Annotated in this window: 25 protein-coding genes and 1 tRNA gene; 14 read left to right on the forward strand and 12 right to left on the reverse strand. The window is 62.5% G+C overall.

Translation table 11 applies throughout. The annotated features are described in order from the left end of the window. Positions 1-115: 115 nt before the first annotated feature. Positions 116-1,126 carry an NAD(P)H-quinone oxidoreductase gene (locus NKH23_RS21860; protein ID WP_352910012.1) on the reverse strand — a complete coding sequence of 337 codons (1,011 nt, stop codon included), beginning with the start codon at positions 1,124-1,126 and terminating at the stop codon, positions 116-118. A gap of 124 nt (positions 1,127-1,250) precedes the next feature. Between NKH23_RS21860 and NKH23_RS21865 the strand changes: the two genes are divergently transcribed. The 3 genes from NKH23_RS21865 to NKH23_RS21875 all read left to right on the forward strand — a co-directional run bounded on the left by NKH23_RS21865 (position 1,251) and on the right by NKH23_RS21875 (position 3,108). Further along, positions 1,251-1,445, forward strand: coding sequence for a DUF1192 domain-containing protein (locus tag NKH23_RS21865; RefSeq protein WP_023678495.1), 195 nt, complete (start codon positions 1,251-1,253; stop codon positions 1,443-1,445). 96 nt (positions 1,446-1,541) lie between these two features. Then, positions 1,542-2,789: an MFS transporter gene (locus NKH23_RS21870; RefSeq protein ID WP_352910014.1), complete on the forward strand. Its 1,248-nt coding sequence runs from the start codon at positions 1,542-1,544 to the stop codon at positions 2,787-2,789. A gap of 31 nt (positions 2,790-2,820) precedes the next feature. Next, a complete protein-coding gene (locus NKH23_RS21875) occupies positions 2,821-3,108 on the forward strand; it encodes an ArsR/SmtB family transcription factor (RefSeq protein ID WP_023678497.1) in 288 nt (95 codons plus the stop codon). 141 nt (positions 3,109-3,249) lie between these two features. On the opposite strand, the gene NKH23_RS21880 is transcribed toward NKH23_RS21875, so the two are convergent. Both NKH23_RS21880 and NKH23_RS21885 read right to left on the reverse strand, forming a co-directional pair. Then, the gene (locus NKH23_RS21880) at positions 3,250-3,906 is read right to left on the reverse strand and encodes a glutathione S-transferase family protein (protein WP_353015095.1); all 657 of its coding nucleotides are present in this window, start codon (positions 3,904-3,906) and stop codon (positions 3,250-3,252) included. A gap of 61 nt (positions 3,907-3,967) precedes the next feature. Then, positions 3,968-4,819 carry an alpha/beta fold hydrolase gene (locus NKH23_RS21885; RefSeq protein ID WP_352714325.1) on the reverse strand — a complete coding sequence of 284 codons (852 nt, stop codon included), beginning with the start codon at positions 4,817-4,819 and terminating at the stop codon, positions 3,968-3,970. A 97-nt stretch (positions 4,820-4,916) separates the two neighbouring features. Here NKH23_RS21885 and NKH23_RS21890 point away from each other — a divergent pair, with 97 nt between their 5' ends. The 3 genes from NKH23_RS21890 to NKH23_RS21900 all read left to right on the forward strand — a co-directional run bounded on the left by NKH23_RS21890 (position 4,917) and on the right by NKH23_RS21900 (position 6,274). Then, the gene (locus NKH23_RS21890) at positions 4,917-5,441 is read left to right on the forward strand and encodes a winged helix-turn-helix transcriptional regulator (RefSeq protein ID WP_352910016.1); all 525 of its coding nucleotides are present in this window, start codon (positions 4,917-4,919) and stop codon (positions 5,439-5,441) included. Positions 5,442-5,517: 76 nt separating this feature from the next. Next, the gene (locus tag NKH23_RS21895) at positions 5,518-5,748 is read left to right on the forward strand and encodes a hypothetical protein (RefSeq protein ID WP_023678501.1); all 231 of its coding nucleotides are present in this window, start codon (positions 5,518-5,520) and stop codon (positions 5,746-5,748) included. Positions 5,749-5,842: 94 nt separating this feature from the next. Further along, on the forward strand, positions 5,843-6,274 hold the full coding sequence (locus tag NKH23_RS21900) for a GlcG/HbpS family heme-binding protein (protein WP_352714321.1): 432 nt from the start codon (positions 5,843-5,845) through the stop codon (positions 6,272-6,274). A 10-nt stretch (positions 6,275-6,284) separates the two neighbouring features. On the opposite strand, the gene NKH23_RS21905 is transcribed toward NKH23_RS21900, so the two are convergent. The 3 genes from NKH23_RS21905 to NKH23_RS21915 form a co-directional block, all read right to left on the reverse strand. After that, complete coding sequence (locus NKH23_RS21905; protein WP_023720966.1) at positions 6,285-6,686, reverse strand: hypothetical protein; 402 nt, start codon at positions 6,684-6,686, stop codon at positions 6,285-6,287. A 199-nt stretch (positions 6,687-6,885) separates the two neighbouring features. Further along, a complete protein-coding gene (gene rpmF / locus NKH23_RS21910; RefSeq protein WP_006203806.1) occupies positions 6,886-7,068 on the reverse strand; it encodes a 50S ribosomal protein L32 in 183 nt (60 codons plus the stop codon). 139 nt (positions 7,069-7,207) lie between these two features. Then, a complete protein-coding gene (locus tag NKH23_RS21915) occupies positions 7,208-7,966 on the reverse strand; it encodes a biosynthetic peptidoglycan transglycosylase (protein ID WP_353035348.1) in 759 nt (252 codons plus the stop codon). An 80-nt stretch (positions 7,967-8,046) separates the two neighbouring features. Here NKH23_RS21915 and NKH23_RS21920 point away from each other — a divergent pair, with 80 nt between their 5' ends. Further along, positions 8,047-8,964, forward strand: coding sequence for a polyprenyl synthetase family protein (locus tag NKH23_RS21920; protein ID WP_352910021.1), 918 nt, complete (start codon positions 8,047-8,049; stop codon positions 8,962-8,964). Between the two features lie 168 nt (positions 8,965-9,132). On the opposite strand, the gene NKH23_RS21925 is transcribed toward NKH23_RS21920, so the two are convergent. From NKH23_RS21925 to tkt, 3 genes are all read right to left on the reverse strand, one after another. Then, positions 9,133-11,022: a potassium/proton antiporter gene (locus NKH23_RS21925; protein ID WP_352910024.1), complete on the reverse strand. Its 1,890-nt coding sequence runs from the start codon at positions 11,020-11,022 to the stop codon at positions 9,133-9,135. A gap of 218 nt (positions 11,023-11,240) precedes the next feature. Further along, entirely contained in the window at positions 11,241-12,251 is a 1,011-nt protein-coding gene (gene gap / locus NKH23_RS21930; protein WP_352910026.1) for a type I glyceraldehyde-3-phosphate dehydrogenase, read from the reverse strand. Positions 12,252-12,409: 158 nt separating this feature from the next. After that, positions 12,410-14,401: a transketolase gene (gene tkt / locus NKH23_RS21935; protein ID WP_352910028.1), complete on the reverse strand. Its 1,992-nt coding sequence runs from the start codon at positions 14,399-14,401 to the stop codon at positions 12,410-12,412. Between the two features lie 260 nt (positions 14,402-14,661). Between tkt and NKH23_RS21940 the strand changes: the two genes are divergently transcribed. From NKH23_RS21940 to NKH23_RS21955, 4 genes are all read left to right on the forward strand, one after another. Then, entirely contained in the window at positions 14,662-14,934 is a 273-nt protein-coding gene (locus tag NKH23_RS21940) for a DUF4164 domain-containing protein (RefSeq protein ID WP_006200774.1), read from the forward strand. A gap of 4 nt (positions 14,935-14,938) precedes the next feature. Continuing rightward, the gene (locus NKH23_RS21945) at positions 14,939-15,304 is read left to right on the forward strand and encodes a cell division protein ZapA (protein ID WP_254816554.1); all 366 of its coding nucleotides are present in this window, start codon (positions 14,939-14,941) and stop codon (positions 15,302-15,304) included. A gap of 174 nt (positions 15,305-15,478) precedes the next feature. Then, a complete protein-coding gene (locus NKH23_RS21950; protein ID WP_023720958.1) occupies positions 15,479-16,138 on the forward strand; it encodes a peroxiredoxin in 660 nt (219 codons plus the stop codon). A 151-nt stretch (positions 16,139-16,289) separates the two neighbouring features. Continuing rightward, a complete protein-coding gene (locus tag NKH23_RS21955) occupies positions 16,290-17,162 on the forward strand; it encodes an MBL fold metallo-hydrolase (RefSeq protein WP_353035321.1) in 873 nt (290 codons plus the stop codon). Positions 17,163-17,344: 182 nt separating this feature from the next. On the opposite strand, the gene NKH23_RS21960 is transcribed toward NKH23_RS21955, so the two are convergent. The 3 genes from NKH23_RS21960 to NKH23_RS21970 form a co-directional block, all read right to left on the reverse strand. Then, positions 17,345-17,860 (reverse strand): hypothetical protein, encoded by a 516-nt coding sequence (locus NKH23_RS21960; RefSeq protein WP_353035323.1) that lies wholly within the window; start codon positions 17,858-17,860, stop codon positions 17,345-17,347. A gap of 438 nt (positions 17,861-18,298) precedes the next feature. Next, positions 18,299-19,210, reverse strand: a complete 912-nt coding sequence (rpoH, locus tag NKH23_RS21965; protein ID WP_023720954.1) for an RNA polymerase sigma factor RpoH — start codon at positions 19,208-19,210, stop codon at positions 18,299-18,301. Positions 19,211-19,397: 187 nt separating this feature from the next. Next, entirely contained in the window at positions 19,398-20,438 is a 1,041-nt protein-coding gene (locus NKH23_RS21970; RefSeq protein ID WP_352910033.1) for an RluA family pseudouridine synthase, read from the reverse strand. Between the two features lie 26 nt (positions 20,439-20,464). Here NKH23_RS21970 and NKH23_RS21975 point away from each other — a divergent pair, with 26 nt between their 5' ends. From NKH23_RS21975 to NKH23_RS21985, 3 genes are all read left to right on the forward strand, one after another. Then, positions 20,465-20,848, forward strand: a complete 384-nt coding sequence (locus NKH23_RS21975) for a fimbrial protein (protein ID WP_353035325.1) — start codon at positions 20,465-20,467, stop codon at positions 20,846-20,848. Further along, positions 20,845-21,252 (forward strand): VOC family protein, encoded by a 408-nt coding sequence (locus tag NKH23_RS21980; protein WP_352910038.1) that lies wholly within the window; start codon positions 20,845-20,847, stop codon positions 21,250-21,252. The genes NKH23_RS21975 and NKH23_RS21980 overlap by 4 nt, the downstream gene beginning before the upstream one ends. 90 nt (positions 21,253-21,342) lie before the next feature. After that, positions 21,343-21,417, forward strand: a tRNA-Glu gene (locus NKH23_RS21985). Positions 21,418-21,699 lie beyond the last annotated feature (282 nt).

Genomic DNA, 21,699 nt, shown 5'->3' on the forward strand with positions numbered 1-21,699 from the left:
GCATCGCTGCTCAGGAATTGAACAGACGCTTTTGCATGGCCGCAATGCAATTGTTGCATTGCAGCATTAAGCTTTCATTCAGCTTGTTGGGGCGTGCGTCTCGGACGATACGTTCCTAGCCGACGTCGAGCACGATCTTGCCGATATGTTCGCCGTCTTCCATCCGCTCATGCGCCCGCCAGGCCTCCTTGAGCGGGAAGATCATATCCATGACGGGCGCCACCTTGCGGCTGCCGAGCAACGGCCACACCTGCGCCTCGAGTGCTGCGGCGATTGCCGCCTTGAATTCGACCGTGCGCGGCCTGAGCGTCGAGCCGGTGTGGACGAGCCGCTTGACCATGAGTTTCGAGAAATCGGCGCTGGCAACCGCCCCGCCCTGCGTGGCGATCTGAACGATGCGGCCTTCCAGCGCCGCAGCCTCGTAGTTGCGCGCCACATAGTCGCCGCCGACCATGTCGAGGATCACGTTGGCGCCGCGGCCCTCGGTCGCCTCCTTGACCGCCGCGACGAAATCCTCCTCGCGATAATTGATCGCCCGGTCGGCGCCGAGCTTCAGGCAGGCTTCGCATTTCTCCTTGCTGCCGGCGGTGGTGATGACATAGGCGCCGAAAGCGGCAGCAAGCTGGATCGCCGTGGTGCCGATACCCGACGAGCCGCCATGCACGAGCAGCGTCTCGCCGCTCTTCAGGCTGCCGCGCTCGAAGACATTGTGCCAAACAGTGAAGTAGTTTTCCGGGAGCGCCGCCGCTTCGGTGTAGGTAAAGCCGGCGGGCAGCGGCAGCACGCTGCCGGCGTGCACTCTGACATATTCGGCATAGCCGCCGCCCGCCGTCAGCGCACAGACCCGGTCGCCGACGCGCCAGCGCGATATCTCGTCACCAAGGGCAGCGACTTCGCCTGCCGCTTCCAGGCCCGGCAGATCCGATGCTCCCGGCGGTGGCGGATAGGCGCCCTTGCGCTGCTGCACGTCCGGCCGGTTGACGCCGGCGGCCCGCACCCGGATCAGGATCTCGCCGGGACCGGGAACCGGTACGTCGCGGGTTTCCGGTTTCAGCACCCGCGGCCCGCCCGGTTCCGATATGGCGATCGCCATCATCTTTGCCGGAATTTTCTGTGCGTTCGCCATGAATTTTCCCGTCGTGCTTCGCCGGTTTCTCGTGCCAGCTCTTACCGGCCATTTGCATCCATACCCTTGCCCTATGTATGCTCATTGGCAAATCAGGCAAATGGGCAATCACGGAGGAGCGACGATGGCGATCTTCGACGACGAACCCAAGAAGAAAGCGCGCCCGCACGAGATCGGGCAGGATCTGTCGCTGCTTTCCGTCGATGAATTGTCCGAGCGGATCGGCATCCTGCGCGACGAGATTGCCCGGCTGGAAGCCGAGCTCAAGACCAAGGGCTCCACCAAGTCGGCGGCAGAGGCGCTGTTTCGCCGCGGATAGTACTGCGGGTAATTCCAAAAGCTCGGGCACGCCGCCGAAAAGCCCGAATGCCGCTGTCTCCAGACTTGTGCCCCAACCCCCCAGCCGGATTGAAAAATGTTCGCAAGCTACAGACCGATCCTCTCGCTGCTGCGCGGCACCGCGTTCCTGTTGGCGGCATCTGGGCTGCATGGGCTGCTGTTGCCGCTGCGCGGTCAGGTGGAGGGCTTCTCGACGGCATCGCTCGGCCTGATGGGCACGGCTTGGGCTGGCGGCTTCGTCACCGGCTGCTTCTTTGCGCCACGCATCGTGCGCCGCGCCGGTCATGTCAGGGCTTTCGGTGCCTTTGCCGCATCGGGAGCGATCGTCGCATTGCTCACCGGCCTGATCATCGACGAATATACCTGGATCCTGCTGCGCGCCTTCACCGGCTTCACCATGGCCGGCGCCTTCATGGTCATCGAAAGCTGGCTGAACGAGAAGGCCACCAACGAAAACCGCGGCACCGTCTTCGGCCTCTACATGATGGTCACCTATGCCTCGATCATGGGCGGTCAGATGATCGTTGCCGGCGGCGATGTGAAATCGGCGTCGCTGTTCATGATCACCGGCATTCTGTTCTGCCTGTCGCTGATCCCGACGGCGGTCTCGACGGCGTCGCACCCCAAGCCGCTGCAGGACGTGTCGCTCGACGTCAAAGGGCTCTACATCAATTCGCCGGTCTCGGCGATCGCCTGCGTGCTGATCGGCATCGCCAACGGCGCCTGGGGTACACTTGGTGCCGTCTATGGCGCTCGCATCGGCATCTCGACAGCCGAGATCGCGCTGATGATGAGCCTCGTGGTCATTGCCGGCGCCGCCATGCAGCTTCCGGCCGGACGGCTCTCCGACACAACGGACCGTCGTTTCGTGCTGGCGGGTGCGGCTTTCGGCGCTGCGCTGTTTGCCATCGCCATCTTCCTGTTCGAACCGCGCTCCGGCGTCTTCGTCATCGTCTGCACCGCCGCCTACGGCGCCTTTGCCTACACGCTCTATTCGATCGCGGTGGCGCATGCCAACGACCATGCCCGATCGGAGGACTTCGTCAAAGTGTCGGGCGGCCTGCTGCTGCTTTATGGCTTCGGCACGATGATCGGTCCGCTGGTGGCCGCCGGCCTGATGGGCTGGATGCGCCCCGAGGGGCTGTTCCTGGCTACTGCGCTCGCGCATCTCAGCCTGGCCGGCTATACGCTGCTGCGGATCAGCCGTCGTGCGCCGGTGCCGATCGAAGGCCGCGATGCCTTCAAGACCCAGCCGGCCGATCGCTCGGTGACGCCGGAAGCGTTGCGGCTCGACCCGCGCAGAAAAGCTGAAACCGACAGTTGAGATTCGAGGCGCTTTGTCCCACAAATAAGGCATGATGCTTTCCGACGCCTTCATGGCGATTGCCGATCCCAACCGGCGCCATCTCTTGGAAGAGCTCCGGCGCGGACCGAAGACCGTCAACGAATTGGCATCCGGCTTGCCGGTGTCCCGCCCGGCCGTTTCGCAGCACCTGAAGGTGCTGCTTGATGCCGGGCTGGTCAACGCCAAGCCGGAAGGCACAAGGCGCGTCTATACGGTCAGCAATGCCGGCTTCCTGAAGCTCAACATCTGGCTCGACCAGTTCTGGGACGCGGAGCAGCTCGGCTCACCCGGAAGCTGAGGGGCGTCATCAGCGCGTCGGCAACTGTGCAGCTTCGGGCCTAGAGCAATTCCCGGAAAAGTGTGAAACGGTTTTCCGTCCGGAATTGCGCAAAAACAAAGAGATAGAGCGTTCGGCGTTTCCGTGAAACGATGGACTACTCTAGCCATTGTTGTAGGGGAAGAGCTTGAAATAAGGCTGCGCTTCCTCGATCACACGGGCAACCGAGGGGCGTTGCAGCAACCGGTCGTGATAGCGCCTAACCGCAGGATATTCGTCTCCGAACGGCTCGACCTTGTTGGCGTAGAACAGCGCGGGGGCGGCAGCGCAGTCGGCCATGGTGAAGCTCGCACCCACCGCCCATGTCCTCGACGGCATGTCCCGTTCGATGATGGCGTAGGAGCTGCGCAGCTGGGCGCGGGCCTGCTCGACGCCGAACGGATCGGTCTTGCCCTCCGGCCGCAGCCGGTCGCCGACGATCTTCTGCATCGGTTCCTGGACGTAGAAGTCATAGAAGCGGTCGGCGAGCCGGGCCTGGCGAGCGAGATCGAGATCGGCGGGGATCAGTTCGACCGGCCCAGGATAATACGCGTTGAGATATTCGATGACGATCGTCGATTCCGGTACGGTCCGGTCCAGCGCTTCATCACGCAGTACCGGCATCTTGCCGAGCGGCCACAATTTCAGGAACGCCGCGCGCGACTGTTCATTGCCGAGATCGACAACGACTGATGTGAATGGCGTGCCGTTCTCATAGAGCGCGATCAGCGGCTTCCAGCAGAAGGAGGCCAGTGGATGAAGATGCATAGTAAGGGACATTGTTTGTCGTTCCTTAGGGGGTTCGTCTCGCGGAAATTCGGTGTCGGGGTCACGCTCGGCCCTATTTGGCCTGGCTGTGGGTGACGATGGCATCGATGATCGCGGCCCAGTCGTCGGGATGCAGCTCGTGGCCGCCGCCCTCGATCCGGAGCAGCCTTGCACCGGCGACCGCGTCGGCAAGAGCGGCGCCATGCTCGACTGGAAAGATGGGATCGTCGGTGCCGTGGATAACGAGGAGCGGGGTTTTCATGTCGCGCAGCCGACCCGTCCAGTCTTCGCCGCTCCCATCTTCGCCACTCTTGAGCATGAAATGATTGGTCGCACTTAGAAAACCGCCGGACCGGTCATAATCCTGTTCGACGAAAGCCCGCGTTCGCTGCTCGTCGAAAGAGTGCGCGGCACCGGTGAGCGCATGCGCGTCCTTGACGATGAAATCGACCACTTGGCCCCGGTCCGCCCAGTCGACCTTGGCGCCTTCGGCCGAATGTTTCCTATAGGCCTCGGTGGTTCCGGGCAGATGCGATGTGTCGATGCCCAGGGGCGAGCTGCTGATCACCGTCAGCGAAGTGACACGCGACGGATATTTCAACGCAACGAGCTGCGCGATCATGCCGCCCATCGACATGCCGACCACATGCGCCGTTCGGATTCCGTGGTCGTCAAGGACGTGGATGGCATCGTCCACCATGTCGTCGAATGTATAAGGCGGCTCGCCCGGCGCGTATTTGGTCGAACGGCCGGTATCGCGATTGTCATAGCGGATCACGAAGCGACCCTCGCCGGCCAGCTTCCGGCAAAACGCTTCCGGCCACCAGAGCATGGAAGCCATGGCGCCCATGATCAACAATACCGCCGGATGGGCCGGATCGCCGAAGGTCTGGGATACGATTTCGGGGTGTTCGGCGTTTCTCATGGCCTTCCTCCTTGGGCTTCCAATCCGATTGCAATTTGCAATCAGTTGCACGATATTAAAACCGATACGATAATGCAACCGGTTTTTGGAGATTCGCATGAACATCGATCGTCGGTCCGGATGCCCCATCAACCTGTCGCTCGAAGTGTTCGGCGACCGGTGGAGCCTGATCATCCTTCGCGACATCATCTTCGGCGGCAGACGCCACTTTCGCGAACTGCTCAACGGCTCGATGGAGGGCATCGCCTCCAACATCCTCGCCGACCGGCTGAAGCGGCTGATGGGGCTCGGCATGCTGACCAAGGCGGATGATCCCTCCCACAAGCAGAAGGCGATCTACAGTCTGACCGAAATGGCGATCACGCTGGTGCCGATCCTGGCGCATCTCGGCGCCTGGGGCCGCGTCTGGCTGCCGGTCAGCGAAGAGCTCTCTATCCGTGCCGAACTTCTGGAAAAGGGCGGCCCGCCGATGTGGGATAAGTTCATGAACGAATTGCGCCACGAGCATCTGGGTGCGTCTCCTGCCCCATTCGAGCCCACCGTCCGCGCGACTTTGCAGGCCGGATACGATGCGGTGATCGCCCGCAACGCGCGGGGCATCGGCTGCGATCCGGTGCGATGACCAACTTATTTTCCCAATTGCGGGCTGGCTCTGCTATCAAGGGACTGAAGATAATTCACGGGATTGGATAACGCTCTTGGTCGAGAACTCTAAGGACACTGCCCGTGCGCGGGCCGATTTGCGTTTCAAGAAACAGGAAGAGGCAGCCACGGTTCGCCAGAAGGCGATGGCGGAATATGTCGCCGAGAGCGACGCTCGCCAGGCCAAGACCAACAAGCTGCGGGCGCTGCGCCTCGCCAAGGAAGCGGAAGACCTGGCCAATGCGCCTCCGGCCCCGGTGAAGAAGCCTCGCGCCAAGAAAAAATAAGCCGGCGCGCCCAGACGCATACTTCATTTCGCACGCCAAACAGTTCACTGGGATCTTTCTGCCGGTTGATAACTGGCGCGTTTAGGAGACCGCCATGACCGCACTGACGCTCGACAAAGCCCTTGAAATCATCGCCGCCGCCTTTGCCAAGGGTGCCGAGCTCAAGCTCAGGCCGCTTGGCGTCTCGGTGCTCGACGCCGGCGCCCATCTGGTCGCGTTCCAGCGTCAGGACGGCGCCTCGTTCCTGCGTCCGCAAATGTCGGCCGGCAAGGCCTATGGCGCGCTCGCTATCGGCATGGGCTCGCGCCGGGTCGAAGCTTTCGCCAAGGAGCGCCCGCATCTGATCGCCGGCATCTCCGACGTGTCGGGCGGGCGCGTCCTGCCGGTCGTCGGCGGCGTGCTGATCCGCGACGAGGCCGGCACGATCATCGGCGCCGTCGGCATTTCTGGCGACACGTCCGACAATGACGAAACGGCAGCCATCGCCGGCATCGAGGCGGCTGGCTTTAGCGCCGACCCGGGCTGAGCCGGGATCATTAATTCATGTTGATGTCGCGGCTGGCCGACCGCATCGACACCGAAAAGCCGGCCAGCACGTCGATCAGCGCTATGACCATCAGTGTGAAGAAAACGGAATGGGCGGCGCCCTTCACCAGCAGGAACTCAACCAGATAGGCCACAAAGACGAAGGTCGACAAAAGGTGGTCCATGATCGAGGCATTTGTCGTGCGCGTCGATTTCACCACTTCGACGAACAAGAAGATCAGTGCAATCAGCACGATGAGATCGCCGAGGGTCATCGAGAACACCCCACCCGACATCATCCGGACCGAAAACATTTCGGTCGCCCACGGATCGTCGCCGCTGCCGAATATTCCCAGAAGCCCGAGATTGTAGAGGATGAAAGGCACGATCAGCAGCGGGATGGCACCGAACATGTGGCGGCTCCGGTTGGACTGATCTTTGTAGAGTGCGCCCGGCGTTCGCCGTCAAGAATTTTCGTGTGGCCAGCAAACACGGACAAAGACGGCGTGAAACAACAATGCCAGGCCCGGCTGATACGATCAGTTGTCGCAAACGCAAAAAGACCGGCCAATGGCCGGTCGTTTCGCAACCCATAAACCGTCGAGAGCTCTCTCAGCTTTCCTTCGGCTCCAGAACCTGGCGACCGCGATACATGCCGGTCTTCAGGTCGATATGGTGCGGACGGCGCATCTCGCCGGAGTTCTTGTCCTCGACATAGGTCGGGGCCTTCAGTGCGTCGGCAGAACGGCGCATGCCGCGCTTCGACGGAGAGGTTTTTCGTTTCGGAACGGCCATGGATATGCTCCACTACATGGTCAAAACGCCCCGGCGGCCCTCGTGAAAGGGCCACATCAGGGGCCGGAATCTGAGAAAGTCGGCTGCCTATACACGCCCGATGGCGTTTTGGCCAGCGTCGCCGTGTTTTTTTTTGACACTATCGCAGGCAACCGACATAGGCGCCGGCGCGGCCTGCGCGCCGTTCGATCAACGCGGCAAGCCGCCTCAGTCCCGGCCCGGGCTTCGCCGGATTGCGCATGATCGGGTTCGGCAAGGTGACGGCAAGCAGCGCTGCCTGCCGGCGCGACAGCTGTTTTGCCGAGACGCCGAAATGATGCTGGGCGGCGGCCTCGATGCCGTAGATGCCCGGTCCCCATTCGGCGATGTTGAGGTAGATCTCCATGATCCGCCGTTTCGACAGCACCGCATCGAAATAGACGGCCAGCGGCAGTTCGACGACCTTACGGACCGAGCCCAACGGCCGCGACCATAGATAAAGGTTCTTTACCGTCTGCATGGTGATGGTCGAGGCGCCACGCGTCATCTCGCCGGCGAGCGCATCGTCGACGACGCCGCGCAACTCGCCCAGATCGACGCCGCGATGGAAACAGAACTGCCCATCCTCCGACATGATGACCGAATATGCCAGCACCGGCGCGACATCGTCGATGGAAACCCAGCGCCGATCGTAGCCGGAAAACGTCGCCAGGTCCTTCAGCATCAATGTCGACACGGGATGCACGAATGACGGCAGGTATAGGAAGGTCAGCACCACCGGCACCAGCGCCAGCACGACGGCGACGGCGATGCCGCGCCGGACCCAGCGTTGAAGACCGATGCGGCTGCCGCGTCTCGGTCTCGCCATGTCCAACCCTTCGGTTTCGTGATCGACGATCGGTTCCGCCAAGCCACCCAGTCCGCGCTACTCCCTGCCCCCCGGCATAATGGCGCTTGGCTTCTTGCGCAACGTCTGAGTGTCGGCTACCGCTCCCGACCATGACGAAAGACGACCAAATGGCGTTCGAAGCTGCACTTATTGCCCGGGCAGTTCCGCTCGAGGCGCTGCTGAGGCGGTTGCTCGACGGACGGACGCTTTCAGGCGAGGTCGCGCGGCCCGAACGCCTGATGGCGGCCATGCGACATGGCGTGCTGAACGGCGGCAAACGACTGCGTCCCTTCCTGGTCATGGAAAGTGCTGCACTGTTTTCAGCCGACGGCGAGGCAGCGCTGCGCGTCGCGGCGGCGCTCGAATGCGTGCACTGCTATTCGCTCATCCATGACGATCTGCCGGCCATGGACGACGACGATTTGCGCCGCGGCCAGCCGACCGTACACAGGGCTTTCGATGAGGCGACTGCCATTCTTGCGGGCGACGCCTTGCTGACGCTTGCCTTCGACATCCTTGCCGACGAGGCGACAATGCTGCCGGCCGAGCGCAGGGCAGCGCTGGTGCTGGCACTGGCCCGCGCCGCCGGGGCGGGAAGCATGGTCGGCGGCCAGATGCTCGATCTCGAGGCCGAACAAGGCCGGCCGGACGAGGCCGGCATCATCCGGCTTCAGGCGATGAAAACCGGTGCGCTGATCCGCTTTGCCTGCGAAGCGGGAGCCATCCTTGCCGGCGCGCCGTCGGGCGACCGCGAAAGGCTGGCCGAATTTGGTTCGGCGATCGGGCTTGCTTTTCAACTTGCCGACGATCTGCTCGACCTGACCGCCGACGCGCATCAGATGGGCAAGGCGACCGGCAAGGATGCCGCGGCCGGCAAGGCGACGCTGGTCGCGCTGCACGGACCGGGCTGGGCGCGGGACCAGCTCCATGGCCTCGTCGACCAGGCTCATGCGCTGCTCGAGCCTTTTGGCGAACAAGCCGCGCTTCTGAAACAAGCGGCGGAGTTCGTCGCGGCCCGCAACAATTAAAGCGCCCCTATGGCGCGCCGGAGAATTGGCGACTGATAGGCCGGATGCCCTCGCAGCCGACCGATCGGGATCCTTTCCGGCGATGTCGGACCACATGGGCCCGCCACGCCAGTTGCCGAGCCATTCTTCAGCCTCGCGGCAGGGTTCCGCGGCTCGGGTGGACAGCGGTCAGCCTTCGCCAGCTGTCTTTTCCACCACGGGCTGCGGGACCGGTTCCATCTCGGCCGCCGCCTCGACAGCCTGCGCTTCAGCCGGCTTACGCCGGTTGCGGATGAACGCGGCGATGCGGTCGCGGATTTCACCGGCGCTGAGGAATACCGGAACGCGCGCCACCGGCGCGGTCGGCTCAAAGGACAGGCCAAGGCCGGTGATCCTGCCCTTGTCGTCGACGTCGCGGACGATCAGCTCGATCGGACCGAGCAGCACGCGGTCAGCGTATTCGGCGTGGCCGCCGAGCCGCGTAGTGACCAGGTCGCCAATGCTGAGCTTGCGTTCCGCTTCGGTCAGGCCCGGCGCATAGGCGGTCTCCAGTTCCTCGGCGGAGCGTGACGGATCGACGGCGAAGGCGCCGAAGAAGTCCGCATCCTCGGGATCGACCACGGCACGGCTGGCGAACAGTTTGTCGAGCAGGCGCGGATAGCGGTCTGGCACGAAGATGTAGACATGGTCGCCGGCCGCCAGCCGGCCCATGTCCTGGAAGCGCATCGAGCGTCCGTCGCGCAACACAAGCGACGGCCGCGCCCAGCGCGGAATGCGTTCGCCGCGCGCCACCGGGCTGCCGGGTGCCACGCGGTAGGCGAGAAGCTCATGATGGGCGGAGCCCGGCAGCTCCAATTCGACCTTGTCGAGCGGTCCCAGGCGGGCCGGCACGATAAGGCCGAGGCGGCGCGCCAGCGGGCCGACGGTCCATCCCTGGATGATCAGCGAGACCAGCACGATGATGAAGGCGGTGTTGAAGATGAGGCGGCCGTTCTCAAGGCCGCCGAGCAGCGGCGTGATGGCAAGCAGGATCGACACGGCGCCACGCAGGCCGACCCATGAGACGAAGGCGACTTCCGGGCGTGGCAGCCGAAATGGCACCAGGCACAGCCAGACCGCGATTGGCCGTGCCACAAATATCAGGAACAGGCCGAGCAGCACTGCCGGCACCAGGATCGCCGGAAATTGCGAAGGCGTCGCGAACAGGCCGAGGATCAGGAACATGATGATCTGCGCCAGCCACGACATGCCGTCCTGGAAGCGCTTGAGGATGGTGACGGCCCGGATATCGGAATTGCCGGCAATCAGGCCTGCGAGATAGACCGCCAGGAAGCCGGAGCCGCCGACGGCGCCGGCGGCAGCGAACACCATCAGCGACAGCGTCAGCACGAAGATCGGCAGCAGGCCGTGATCGAGATTGAGGCGATCGACAAGGCGCACGATGGCCATGCCGCCGAGAATGCCGATGACCGCGCCGAGCCCCATGTTGACAAGGAAGCCGACGGCAAGATCGGTGACCAGCACCTTGGCCTCGGGGTGGGTGTTGGCGGCGATGACCTCGACCAGCGTGATGGTCAGGAAGATGGCGATCGGGTCATTGGTGCCGGATTCCACCTCGAGCGTCGACCGCACGCGCTCGCGCAAATTGATCTCGCCGGCGCGCAGCAGGAAGAACACCGCCGCGGCGTCGGTCGAGGCGACGGCGGCACCGAGCAGGAAGGATTCCAGCCAGGTCAGGTCGAGCAGATAATAGGCGGCGGCGCCGAACAGGCCGGTGGTCAAAAGGACACCGAAGGTCGCCAGCGACAGCGCCGGCCCGGCCGCCTGCCGCAAGGCGTTGAGCGGCGTGCCGAAGCCGGAATCGAAAAGGATGACCGCCAGCGCCAATGAGCCGGCAAAATAAGCAACTCGAGCATTGTCGAAATGGATGCCGAGACCGTCGGTTCCGGTGGCGAGGCCGATGCAGAGAAACAGCAGCAGGAGAGGGGCGCCGAAACGGAAGGCGATCAGGCTCGAAAACGCGGCGGCAACGACAAGAGCTGCGCCAACGAGCGTCACCAGATAGATACCATGCTCCATTCGTTGGTCGCCCCTAGTCGATATGCTCCGGCATCACGGGAGAGTGGGGCGAAGACATGGCCGCTGCAAGGCAGCAGCGTGGCTTTTTGCCCCACGCTGCCGATCGTCGAAAGTTTTGGCATCCCCGAGCGGCGGAGCGTGCCTCGGCGGTTGGTGCTGCAACGAAAAACGCCCGGACTGAGCCGGGCGTCTTCCAGGTCGAGAAGATGGTTCTGCGATCAGGCGATGGTCTTGCCGAAGGCGACGGCGGTATCGCCCATGCGGTTGGAGAAGCCCCACTCATTGTCGTACCACGACAGCACCGAAACGAAGTTGCCGTCCATGACCTTGGTCTGGTCGAGCGCCACGATCGAGGAATGCGGATCGTGGTTGAAGTCGATCGAAACATTGGGGTGACGGGTAATGGCGAGGATGCCCTTCAGCTTGCCGTTCGAGGCAGTGATCACCGCGTCGTTGATTTCCTGGACGGTGGTCGGCCGCTTGGCGATGAACTTGAAATCGACGAGCGAGACGTTCGGGGTCGGCACGCGGATGGAGATGCCGTCGAGCTTGCCCTTGAGCTCGGGCAGTACCAGGCCGATGGCCTTGGCAGCACCGGTCGAGGTCGGAATCTGCGACAGCGCGGCGGCGCGGGCGCGGTAGAGGTCCTTGTGCATGGTGTCCAGCGTCGGCTGGTCGCCGGTGTAGGAATGGATCGTCGTCATCATGCCCTTCTCGATGCCGACCGCCTCATTCAGCACGGCCGCCAGCGGCGCCAGGCAGTTGGTGGTGCAGGAGGCGTTCGAGATGACGATGTGGTCCTTGGTCAGCTTGTCGTGGTTGATGCCATAGACGACGGTGAGATCGGCGCCCTCTGCCGGAGCGGAGACGAGAACGCGCTTGGCACCGGCGGTCAGATGGGCGACGGCCTTGTCGCGGGCGGTGAAGATACCGGTGCATTCGAGCGCGATGTCGATGCCGAGCTCCTTCCACGGCAGTTGCGTCGGATCCTTGATCGCGGTGACTTTGAATTTTTCCTTGCCGACGATGATCTGGTCGCCGTCAACCGTCACCTCGTGCGGAAAGCGGCCATGCACGCTGTCGAAGCGCAGCAGATGCGCGTTGGTCTCGACCGGGCCGAGATCGTTGACCGCGACGACGTCGATATCCTTGCGGCCGGATTCATGGATGGCGCGCAGGATGTTGCGGCCGATGCGGCCGAATCCGTTGATGGCAACTCTGACGGTCATTGTTCTCTCCCTGGGAGTTGGAGGCCGAAGATCAAGTCCGCAGCTTCATAACGGCGGACGGGCAAAGAATCCAGCCGCCGAGGCTTGGATTTAAATCGATTAGTGCCCCGCCGCCCGGCAAAACCGCTATGCCAGCCTTTGCCGGGCGGGGCTCACTTTCATTTGCCGTGCAGACGGGCTTCCGCCGCCTTCACCGTTGCTTCGGCCGTGATGCCGAAATGCGGGTAGAGCTGTTCGATGGTGCCGGAGGCACCGAAGCCGGTCATGCCGACAAAGATGCCGTCGGTTCCGATGAAGTGATCCCAGCCCTGACGGATGCCGGCTTCGATGGCAATCTTGAGCGGCGCATTGCCGATCGTCCTGCTGCGATAGTCGGCGCTCTGCTTGTCGAACAATTCGAAGCACGGCACCGAGACGACGCGGGTCGCGTGGCCGTGCTTTTCCAAGGCCTCGCGGGCGGCCAGCGCGATCTCCACCTCGGAGCCCGAAGCGAAGATCGTCACAGCCGCCTCGCCACTGGCGGCGGCAAGTTCATAGGCACCGCGGCTGGAGAGGTTTTCCGCAACGAAGTCGTTGCGTACCGTCGGCAGGTTCTGCCGGGTCAGCGCCAATGTCGAAGGCGTCTTTTCCGATTCAATGGCCAACTGCCAGCATTCCGCGGTTTCCACCGCGTCAGCCGGGCGGAAGACATTGTGGTTTGGAATGGCGCGAAGTGCTGCCAGATGTTCGACTGGCTGATGGGTCGGGCCGTCTTCGCCAAGGCCGATGGAATCATGGGTCATGACGAAGATCGAGCGGATGCCCATCAGCGAAGCAAGCCGCATCGCCGGACGGGCATAATCGGAAAAGCACATGAAGGTGCCGCCATAGGCGATAATGCCGCCATGCAATGTCAGCCCGTTGAGCGCGGCCGCCATGCCGTGCTCGCGAACGCCGTAATGGACGTAGCGCTGGCCGTAATCGTCGGCAGTGATGTTCTTGGTCTGGCTGGTCTTGGTGTTGTTGGAGCCGGTCAAATCGGCCGAGCCGCCGATGGTTTCGGGCACGGCGCCGTTGATGACCTCCAGCGCCATTTCCGATGACTTACGGGTGGCGACCTTCGGCTGGTCGGCCGCGAGCTTCTTCTTGTAATCGCCAATGACAGCGTCGAAGTTGGCCGGCAACGTGCCGCTGATGCGACGTTCAAACTCTGCGCGCAATTGGGCGTCGGCCTTGGCAAGGCGGCTTTCCCAGTCGGTGCGCGCCTTGACGCCGGTCCGCCCGGCGGTACGCCATGCGTCAAGGATATCGGCCGGAACCTCGAACGGCGGATAATCCCAGCCGAAGAATTTTCTGGCGCCAGCGATTTCCTCGGCGCCGAGCGGCGAGCCATGCGCCTTGTTGGTGCCTGCCTTGGTCGGCGCGCCGAAGCCGATCGTCGTCTTGCAGGCGATCATCGTCGGCTTGTCGGAGTGGCGGGCCGCCTCGATGGCATAGGCGATCGCTTCCGGGTCCTGGCCGTCGATATGGCTGGCGTTCCAGCCGGACGCCTGGAAGCGGGCGACCTGATCGGTGTTGTCGGCCAGCGACACTGGGCCGTCGATCGAGATGTTGTTGTTGTCCCAGAAGACGATCAGCTTGTTCAGCTTCAGATGTCCGGCAAGCGCAATGGCTTCCTGGGATACGCCTTCCATCAGGCAGCCGTCACCGGCCAGCACATAGGTGTAGTGGTCGACGAGGTCGTTGCCGAAAGCGGCATTCATGATGCGCTCGCCGAGCGCGAAGCCGACCGAGTTGGCAAGGCCTTGGCCGAGTGGGCCGGTCGTCGTCTCGATGCCGGCGGCATGGCCGTATTCCGGGTGGCCCGCCGTCCTCGACCCCAATTGGCGGAACTGCTTGATCTGGTCGATGGTGATGTCTTCGTAGCCGGTCAGATAGAGCAGCGAGTAAAGCAGCATCGAGCCGTGGCCGGCCGACAGGATAAAGCGGTCGCGGTCCGGCCAATGCGGGTTCTTCGGATCGTATTTGAGAAAGCGGGTGAACAGCACCGTGGCGATGTCGGCGCAGCCCATGGGCAGCCCGGGGTGGCCGGAATTTGCCTTCTCGACGGCGTCCATGGCGAGAAAACGGATCGCATTGGCCATCCGGTCATGTTGTTCGCGCGAGGTCATGCTTCCTCCAAAATGGGGGTTTGGCCCTTGGGAGAGCCCTTGAAAAGGGTGCGCGACACATAGCAGGCGCGGCCTTTTAGTCAACAAATCGGTGTGCTTTTGCCGGTCTTGTGATGGCCATGCAGCACTTACATTAGTGTTAGCAGGGGACAGTCGCGACAGCTTTATTGACGGGCGGTTCACACGGCGCGTAATGTTTCAGGGATAACGCGTTCTGAACGTGGATGATTCGGTGATGGGCAGGGCGCAGGACGAAAGCCATGACCGGGGAAACGACCCTCAAGGAAGTCATTGCCAGGCTGGGTAAGGCCATCGAAGGGCTGGAAAACGCCGTCGCGGCCAAGCTCGAGCACGAGCGGGACTATTCGGAAGCCGAGGCCGAAGTGCAGCGGATGAACGCCGACCGCTCGCGGCTGGCGCAGGAGCTCGACAATTCCGAGGCCCGCGCCGAACGGCTGGAAGATGCCAACAAGGAAGTGTCGCGAAGGCTGGTTACAGCTATGGAAACCATCCGCGCGGTACTGGACAGGTAGGCCAATGGCACAAGTCACGGTTTCCATCGACGGCAAGCAGTATCGGATGGCCTGCGACGAGGGCCAGGAAGAGCATCTGATCGATCTTGCCGAGCGCTTCGACCGCTATGTCTCGCATCTGAAGGATTCTTTTGGCGAGATCGGCGACCAGCGGCTGACCGTGATGGCCGGCATCATGGTCATGGACGAGCTTTCAGAACTGCAAAAGCGGGTCAAGGGCATGGAAAGCGAAGTGCTGACGCTGCGCAAGACGCGCGACGATGCACTGACCAAGGCCGACAAGAACGATTCCGTGCTGACCGGGGCGCTTGGCGCGCTGGCCCAGCGCATGGAAGACCTGGCGACGACGCTGGCAGTGAACAAGGCCTGAGCCAGCGCAGCGAAGATTCCTGCTGCATTTGCCGAGAAGCAATGAAAATATTTCGCCGCCGGCCTTGATGCCGGCGCAACAGCCGTTTGAAGGATGACGCCGGAGTGGTAGAAAGGCAAAAGCAGCGCCGGTCAACGCCGGCTGCGATCTGCACTCACAAGGTAGGGACACGCCATGAGCCTTCGTATCAACGACATCGCACCGGACTTCACCGCTGAGACCACGCAAGGACCGATCAGCTTCCATGAATGGATCGGCGACGGCTGGGCGGTATTGTTCAGCCATCCGAAGAACTTTACGCCGGTTTGCACGACCGAACTCGGCACGATGGCCGGGCTCGAAGGCGAGTTCAGGAAGCGTAACGTCAAGATCATCGGCATCTCGGTCGATCCCGTCGAAAGCCACGGAAAATGGCAGAACGATATCAAGACCGCGACCGGTCATTCGGTGAACTACCCGCTGATCGGCGATAAGGATCTCAAGGTCGCCAAGCTCTACGAGATGCTGCCGGCGGGTGCCGGCGAGAGCTCGGAAGGCCGCACGCCCGCGGACAATGCCACGGTGCGTTCGGTCTACGTCATCGGGCCCGACAAGAAGATCAAGCTGGTTCTCACCTATCCGATGACGACCGGCCGCAACTTCGACGAAATCCTGCGCGCCATCGATTCCATGCAGCTGACCGCCAAGCACCAGGTGGCGACGCCGGCGAACTGGAAGCAGGGCGAGGACGTCATCATCACCGCTGCCGTCTCGAATGAGGATGCCATCAAGCGCTTCGGCGCCTATGAGACGATCCTGCCATATCTCAGGAAAACCAAGCAGCCTTCTGCCTGAGCAGGCAGAGGCGGCACAGAGAATTTTTGGTTTTCCTGGCCGTGTGAGCATGGGGTGCTTGACGATGCCTGGTTGACGGACAACCATGCCTTTAATTTGCCGTGGCAGAGAAAATCCTTCCTGCCGTGGTGAGGGGCGAAGGAGGCTGGGATTGGACGCATTATCGGCCAGGTCGCAGGTCACCGGCTTCTATGACAAGCCGAGCGGGTCCGTCCAGTATGTGGTCGCCGACATGGCGACCCGCAAATGCGCCATCATCGATCCGGTGCTCGACTTCGACGAAAGGTCCGGTGCAACGGCAACGAAAAACGCCGACGCCCTGCTCGACTTCGTCAGGGAAAGCGGGCTGGAGGTCGAGTGGATCCTCGACACGCATCCGCATGCCGATCATTTCTCCGCCGCCCATTATCTGAGGGGGAGAACCGGAGCGCCGACGGCAATCGGCGAAAAGGTCATCGACGTCCAGAAATTGTGGAAGGTGATCTACAACTGGCCGGAATTCCCCGCCGACGGTTCGCAATGGGACAGGCTGTTCGCCGACAGCGCAACTTTTTCGGTCGGCCGCCTTCCGGCAAGAGTGCTGTTTTCGCCGGGCCACACACTGGCCTCGATAACTTACGTCATCGGCGACGCCGCCTTCATCCACGACACGCTGTTCATGCCGGACAGCGGCACCGCAAGGACAGACTTTCCCGGCGGCAGCGCCGAGCGGCTCTGGCACTCGATCCAGGATATTCTGGCACTGCCGGACGAGACACGTCTGTTCGTCGGTCACGACTACCAGCCGGGTGACCGCGAAGCGCGCTGGGAAAGCACGGTCGCGGAGCAGAAAGCCGGCAACATCCATGTTGCCGGCTGCAAGACGGAAGCCGACTTCGTCGCGCTCCGCCAAGCCCGCGACAGGACGTTGCCGATGCCGCGGCTGATTCTGCACGCGCTGCAGGTCAATATGAATGGCGGACGCCTGCCGGAACCGGAATCCAACGGGCGGCGCTATCTGAAATTTCCGCTCGATTGCCTGTGAGGAGATGGGTCGCTGGCACTACAATGCCATTCAAACTCGGCGCCGCCCTCATCGTTCCGAGATGGTCATCCAAGTTATTGATCCTGATTCGATTTTTGCGATGTGTGCCTCCGATAGGTAACTTACGAGGATAAGGTGCGGCAGCCGAATGAGGAGCGGCGCGGATGCCAGCCAGTCCTGCGTCAGGGTTTTGTTCGGCGGGCCAAATGTTCATACGTGATTTGCCAAGGATCGCTCTCGGAAGATCTCTCCTCGCCGATCCAATGGAAGCTGTTGGCAGCGATCTCAGTGAAACGCCATCGAGTTTTCAGACCGCGCGAGTCATTGCCGAGCTGGACAATGTCCTTACCCTCGGCCCGGCCGATCTGGCGCGAGTGATCCCGGTTGAGCGGGTCGTTCCATATGATGTGCCAGCCATCGATCCCAGGGTCGAAGATGCGCAAGGTCGTGCCATACATCGTCGACGGCGCAGGGCGCTTGGGCCTGATCCAAACGTCCTGAATCGCGCGGCCTTCGAGCACCCAGCCAAAATGGCATTCGCTATCCCATTTTTGGATTGTGCCGTCGTCGAGGTAGTGGACCGAGTCCATTTCCCAGCTTCCAATTAGCCATCCATACAGGGCCATGTCTTTCGCTCGGTCGGCTGGCGGACCTTCGGATACGAGAGCGGTCAGAAACGCAGAAATCGTCATCGTCATACTGCCTTTCGTTTTCAATAGACGAGCTCAACTGCCCGGCGCAGCCCCGGCGGACCGTTGTCGCACCCGCCTGCCGCAAGCGCCGGGTTGTGGAATGCCGCGGTCGGCGCCGGAACATTGTCGCCACAGCTTGCAGCGTTGCGGTTTCCAGGGCTTGGGGAAAATTGCGATAATGCCGCTATCAATGAGATCGTCTGCACACGCCATGGCAAGGCTACTGAGCAGTTATGGCGGCGCATAGGACATCCGCGAAGGCGCCGCGGAACCGGCAACCGCTGATGCATGTCGCGCAAAAGTGTGCAGCGGTTTTGCGATATCGACATGCCTAAAACAAGAAACTAAAGCGCGTCGCACAAGGCCGGTCGAACGCGGCGCGCTAGAACAAAACGGCGGCGCCAGTTACCTGACGCCGCCGTTATTTGTTTCTCTTGGAACGCCTTATGCCGCCGGCTGCGCCTCGATGGTGCGCAGCGCCTGCATCTGGCGCTTGGCTGCGGCCTTGACCGCGTCCTGCACCTTCTCGAAGGCGCGCACCTCGATCTGGCGCACGCGCTCGCGGCTGATATCGAACTCGGCCGACAGCTCTTCCAGCGTCAACGGCTCATCGGCGAGGCGGCGCGCCTCGAAGATGCGGCGTTCGCGGTCGTTGAGCACAGCAAGAGCGCCGGACAGCATGCCGCGCCGGTTTTCCAGCTCGTCCTGCTCAATCAGCATCTCTTCCTGGCTTTCGTGGTCGTCGACCAGCCAGTCCTGCCATTCGCCGGATTCGCCTTCGCTGGCCCGGATGGGCGCATTGAGCGAGGCGTCGCCCGACAGACGGCGGTTCATCGACACGACTTCCGCTTCCGAGACGTTCAGCCGGGTGGCGATCTCGGTGATCTGATCGGGCTTCAAATCGCCTTCGTCGAGCGCCTGGATCTTGCCCTTCACCTTGCGCAGGTTGAAGAACAGGCGCTTCTGGTTGGCGGTGGTGCCCATCTTGACCAGGCTCCACGAGCGCAGGATGTATTCCTGGATCGAGGCCTTGATCCACCACATCGCATAGGTGGCGAGACGGAAGCCGCGCTCCGGTTCGAATTTCTTGACGGCCTGCATCAGGCCGACATTGCCTTCCGAGATCACCTCGCCGATCGGCAGCCCATAGCCGCGATAGCCCATGGCGATCTTGGCGACGAGCCGAAGGTGGCTGGTGACGAGCTTGTGCGCAGCCGTGGTGTCCTCATGCTCGGCGTAGCGCTTGGCGAGCATGTACTCTTCCTGCGGCTGAAGCATCGGAAAGCGGCGGATTTCTTCCAGGTAGCGGCTGAGACCGCCTTCGCCGGAAACGATACTGGGTAATGACTGGGCCATGATAGCGCCCCCTCTCTATTGGAGTGATGCCCCCGAAACGCGGCGGGCATGTGGCGCGAATGCCAAAGGCACATTCGCGCCAACCGACATATATAGGAACAAAACCAGAAAGACAGGCATTTGTTCAACACGAAACAGTGTGTCACGTTGAAGTGAACAACGCCGGTCAGGTTTTCGGGTGGTTGGTTCAGAGCTTGCGGAAGCCGTCGACGAGTTCCTCCATGTCCCACGGTATCGGTGCTTCGAACCTCATCGTTAAATGGGTATCCGGATGCCGAAATGCAAGGAGGCGGGCGTGCAAAGCTTGTCGCGGAAACGCCTTTACCTTGCTCCTTAGCGGCTCGGGCAACCGATTGGCCTTGGTGCGGAAAGCCTGGCCGTATTCGGGATCGCCAATCACCGGATGGCCGATATGAGCCATGTGGACGCGTATCTGGTGGGTGCGGCCGGTTTCCAACCGGCATTCGACCAAGCTCGCCGTGGCGAATTCCTGCTGCTGCTCGCCAAAGCGCTCGACGACGGTGAAATGCGTTATGGCATGGCGGGCATCGTCGCGGCCTTGCGGTACCACGGCGCGGCGTACCCGGTCGGCGGCGCGGCCGAGCGGCGCGTCGACCGTCCCGGTTGGCCTCGCCGGTATGCCCCAGACCAACGCCAGATAGGCCCGCTCGAGATCGCCGGTCAGGCCGTGGTCGGCAAAGGCCTCCGACAACGCCTTGTGGGCGCGATCGGTCTTGGCGACGACCATGACGCCGCTGGTCTCCTTATCGAGGCGATGGACGATGCCCGGCCGTCTCACCCCGCCGATGCCCGACAGGCTGTCGCCGCAATGATGGATCAGCGCGTTGACCAGCGTGCCGGTCCAGTTGCCGGCGCCGGGATGCACGACCAGCCCGGCCGGTTTGTTGATGACGATCAGCGCGCTGTCCTCGTAGAGGACGTCCAGCGCAATTTCTTCGCCTTGCGGCTCCGCCGGTTCCGGCTCCGGCATATCGACCGACACGCTGTCACCTTGTGCCATCTTGCGCTTCGTCTCGTCGACCTGCCTGCCGCCGATCCTGACCGCGCCCTGCCTTATCAGCATCTGCACGCGGCTGCGCGACATGTCGGGGCCGAGCCTGGCCGCAAGCCATTGGTCGAGCCGCTGGCCGGCCGCATCGGCGCCCGCCTCCAGCACGATCGGTCCGGCCCCTATTAATTGTCTGGCCTCTTCGTTATGAGCGCTCATCGAAAACAGTTCCGGAATCTGCTGCCATGGCCCGGCCGCCTGCCGACGAAGACGAGGAAAAGCCGCTCGACCCCGAGGTCGAAAAGGTGCGGAGGAAGCTCGTCCGCTTCGTCGCCATAAATCTCGGCCTGCTGTTCCTCGCCCTTATGGTGGTGATCGCGGCGCTTGTCTACAAAGCGCGCAACGCGCCGCCTGTCAGCCCTCCGCTGAGCAGCGACATCCAGGTGCCGGCAGGCGAGCCAGTCAACGGCGACATCGTGCTGCCGGTCGGCGCCAGGGTGATCAGTCAATCGCTCTCCGGCAATCACCTCTCGATCGACGCCGAGCTGGCCGACGGCAGCCGCGCCATCTTCGTCTATGACATCACCGAGCGCCGCATCATCGGCCGTTTTTCGATCAGGAACAAATGACCGGTTTTGCCGAACACCGCAGCATTGCCACCGTCGCGCTTATCGTCGCAAATTATGACGAGGCGATCTCGTGGTATGTCGACCGGCTGGGCTTTGTCCTCACCGAAGATGTCGATCTTGGCGGCGGCAAACGCTGGGTCACGATCACGCCGGGCAACGGGCAGGGCGAGCGGCTGCTTCTCGCCGAGGCGTCCGGCGATGCGCAAAGGCACGCCGTCGGCAACCAGACCGGCGGGCGAGTCTTTTTGTTCCTCGAAACCGACGATTTTGCCCGTGACCATGCGCTGATGCTCGAAAAGGGCGTCGAATTCCGTGAGGCGCCCCGGCACGAGACCTATGGCACTGTGGCGGTTTTCGCTGATCTCTATGGCAATCTCTGGGACCTGATCGAGTCAAAACGCTAGGCTTGCAGCGGATATTTCACCGGCGTGACAGGCTGCCTTAAGCCTAGTTGCTTTTTGCCAGCCGTCAGCCTATATCGCCGGTTCTTGAACGCGCCCATCGTCTAGCGGTCAGGACACCGCCCTCTCACGGCGGGAACAGGGGTTCGATTCCCCTTGGGCGTACCAAGTCTCTCCAAGCTCTCGGCAAACCATCAATCCGATCCATCGCCTTGGGTCGCGGCGGGTTTGGCTCATTGCCGCTCCTGGCGCAGCGGAGGGCAGTCGATGCCACGCGGGGAGGAGCCAGAGACAGAAACTACAATCGCAAGGCGTCCATCACGCTGGTCGGCACTGCCTGGAGCCGACCTGAGCTACAGCTGCCGGCGGCGGATCGTTTTGGCGAGCTCGGCGAAGGCGCCTCTCCCTCGAAGGGTGGATGCCGGGAATACTCGGCCCTTAGCACCGGCC

The sequence above is a fragment of the Mesorhizobium sp. M1328 genome (assembly GCF_040318075.1).
In the GTDB taxonomy this organism is placed as follows: Bacteria; Pseudomonadota; Alphaproteobacteria; order Rhizobiales; family Rhizobiaceae; genus Mesorhizobium.

Excerpts from the sequence above, each read along its gene's own strand:
- NKH23_RS21875 (WP_023678497.1), top strand. The coding sequence starts at position 2,821 with ATGATGCTTTCCGACGCCTTCATGGCGATTGCCGATCCCAACCGGCGC.
- gap (WP_352910026.1), bottom strand. The coding sequence starts at position 12,251 with ATGACCGTCAGAGTTGCCATCAACGGATTCGGCCGCATCGGCCGCAAC.
- NKH23_RS21880 (WP_353015095.1), bottom strand. The coding sequence starts at position 3,906 with ATGTCCCTTACTATGCATCTTCATCCACTGGCCTCCTTCTGCTGGAAG.
- NKH23_RS21940 (WP_006200774.1), top strand. The coding sequence starts at position 14,662 with ATGACCGGGGAAACGACCCTCAAGGAAGTCATTGCCAGGCTGGGTAAG.
- NKH23_RS21970 (WP_352910033.1), bottom strand. The coding sequence starts at position 20,438 with ATGAGCGCTCATAACGAAGAGGCCAGACAATTAATAGGGGCCGGACCG.
- NKH23_RS21950 (WP_023720958.1), top strand. The coding sequence starts at position 15,479 with ATGAGCCTTCGTATCAACGACATCGCACCGGACTTCACCGCTGAGACC.
- NKH23_RS21925 (WP_352910024.1), bottom strand. The coding sequence starts at position 11,022 with ATGGAGCATGGTATCTATCTGGTGACGCTCGTTGGCGCAGCTCTTGTC.
- NKH23_RS21980 (WP_352910038.1), top strand. The coding sequence starts at position 20,845 with ATGACCGGTTTTGCCGAACACCGCAGCATTGCCACCGTCGCGCTTATC.
- NKH23_RS21860 (WP_352910012.1), bottom strand. The coding sequence starts at position 1,126 with ATGGCGAACGCACAGAAAATTCCGGCAAAGATGATGGCGATCGCCATA.
- NKH23_RS21885 (WP_352714325.1), bottom strand. The coding sequence starts at position 4,819 with ATGAGAAACGCCGAACACCCCGAAATCGTATCCCAGACCTTCGGCGAT.
- tkt (WP_352910028.1), bottom strand. The coding sequence starts at position 14,401 with ATGACCTCGCGCGAACAACATGACCGGATGGCCAATGCGATCCGTTTT.
- NKH23_RS21920 (WP_352910021.1), top strand. The coding sequence starts at position 8,047 with ATGACGAAAGACGACCAAATGGCGTTCGAAGCTGCACTTATTGCCCGG.
- NKH23_RS21870 (WP_352910014.1), top strand. The coding sequence starts at position 1,542 with ATGTTCGCAAGCTACAGACCGATCCTCTCGCTGCTGCGCGGCACCGCG.
- NKH23_RS21905 (WP_023720966.1), bottom strand. The coding sequence starts at position 6,686 with ATGTTCGGTGCCATCCCGCTGCTGATCGTGCCTTTCATCCTCTACAAT.
- NKH23_RS21960 (WP_353035323.1), bottom strand. The coding sequence starts at position 17,860 with ATGACGATGACGATTTCTGCGTTTCTGACCGCTCTCGTATCCGAAGGT.
- rpmF (WP_006203806.1), bottom strand. The coding sequence starts at position 7,068 with ATGGCCGTTCCGAAACGAAAAACCTCTCCGTCGAAGCGCGGCATGCGC.
- NKH23_RS21945 (WP_254816554.1), top strand. The coding sequence starts at position 14,939 with ATGGCACAAGTCACGGTTTCCATCGACGGCAAGCAGTATCGGATGGCC.
- NKH23_RS21865 (WP_023678495.1), top strand. The coding sequence starts at position 1,251 with ATGGCGATCTTCGACGACGAACCCAAGAAGAAAGCGCGCCCGCACGAG.
- rpoH (WP_023720954.1), bottom strand. The coding sequence starts at position 19,210 with ATGGCCCAGTCATTACCCAGTATCGTTTCCGGCGAAGGCGGTCTCAGC.
- NKH23_RS21890 (WP_352910016.1), top strand. The coding sequence starts at position 4,917 with ATGAACATCGATCGTCGGTCCGGATGCCCCATCAACCTGTCGCTCGAA.
- NKH23_RS21975 (WP_353035325.1), top strand. The coding sequence starts at position 20,465 with ATGGCCCGGCCGCCTGCCGACGAAGACGAGGAAAAGCCGCTCGACCCC.
- NKH23_RS21900 (WP_352714321.1), top strand. The coding sequence starts at position 5,843 with ATGACCGCACTGACGCTCGACAAAGCCCTTGAAATCATCGCCGCCGCC.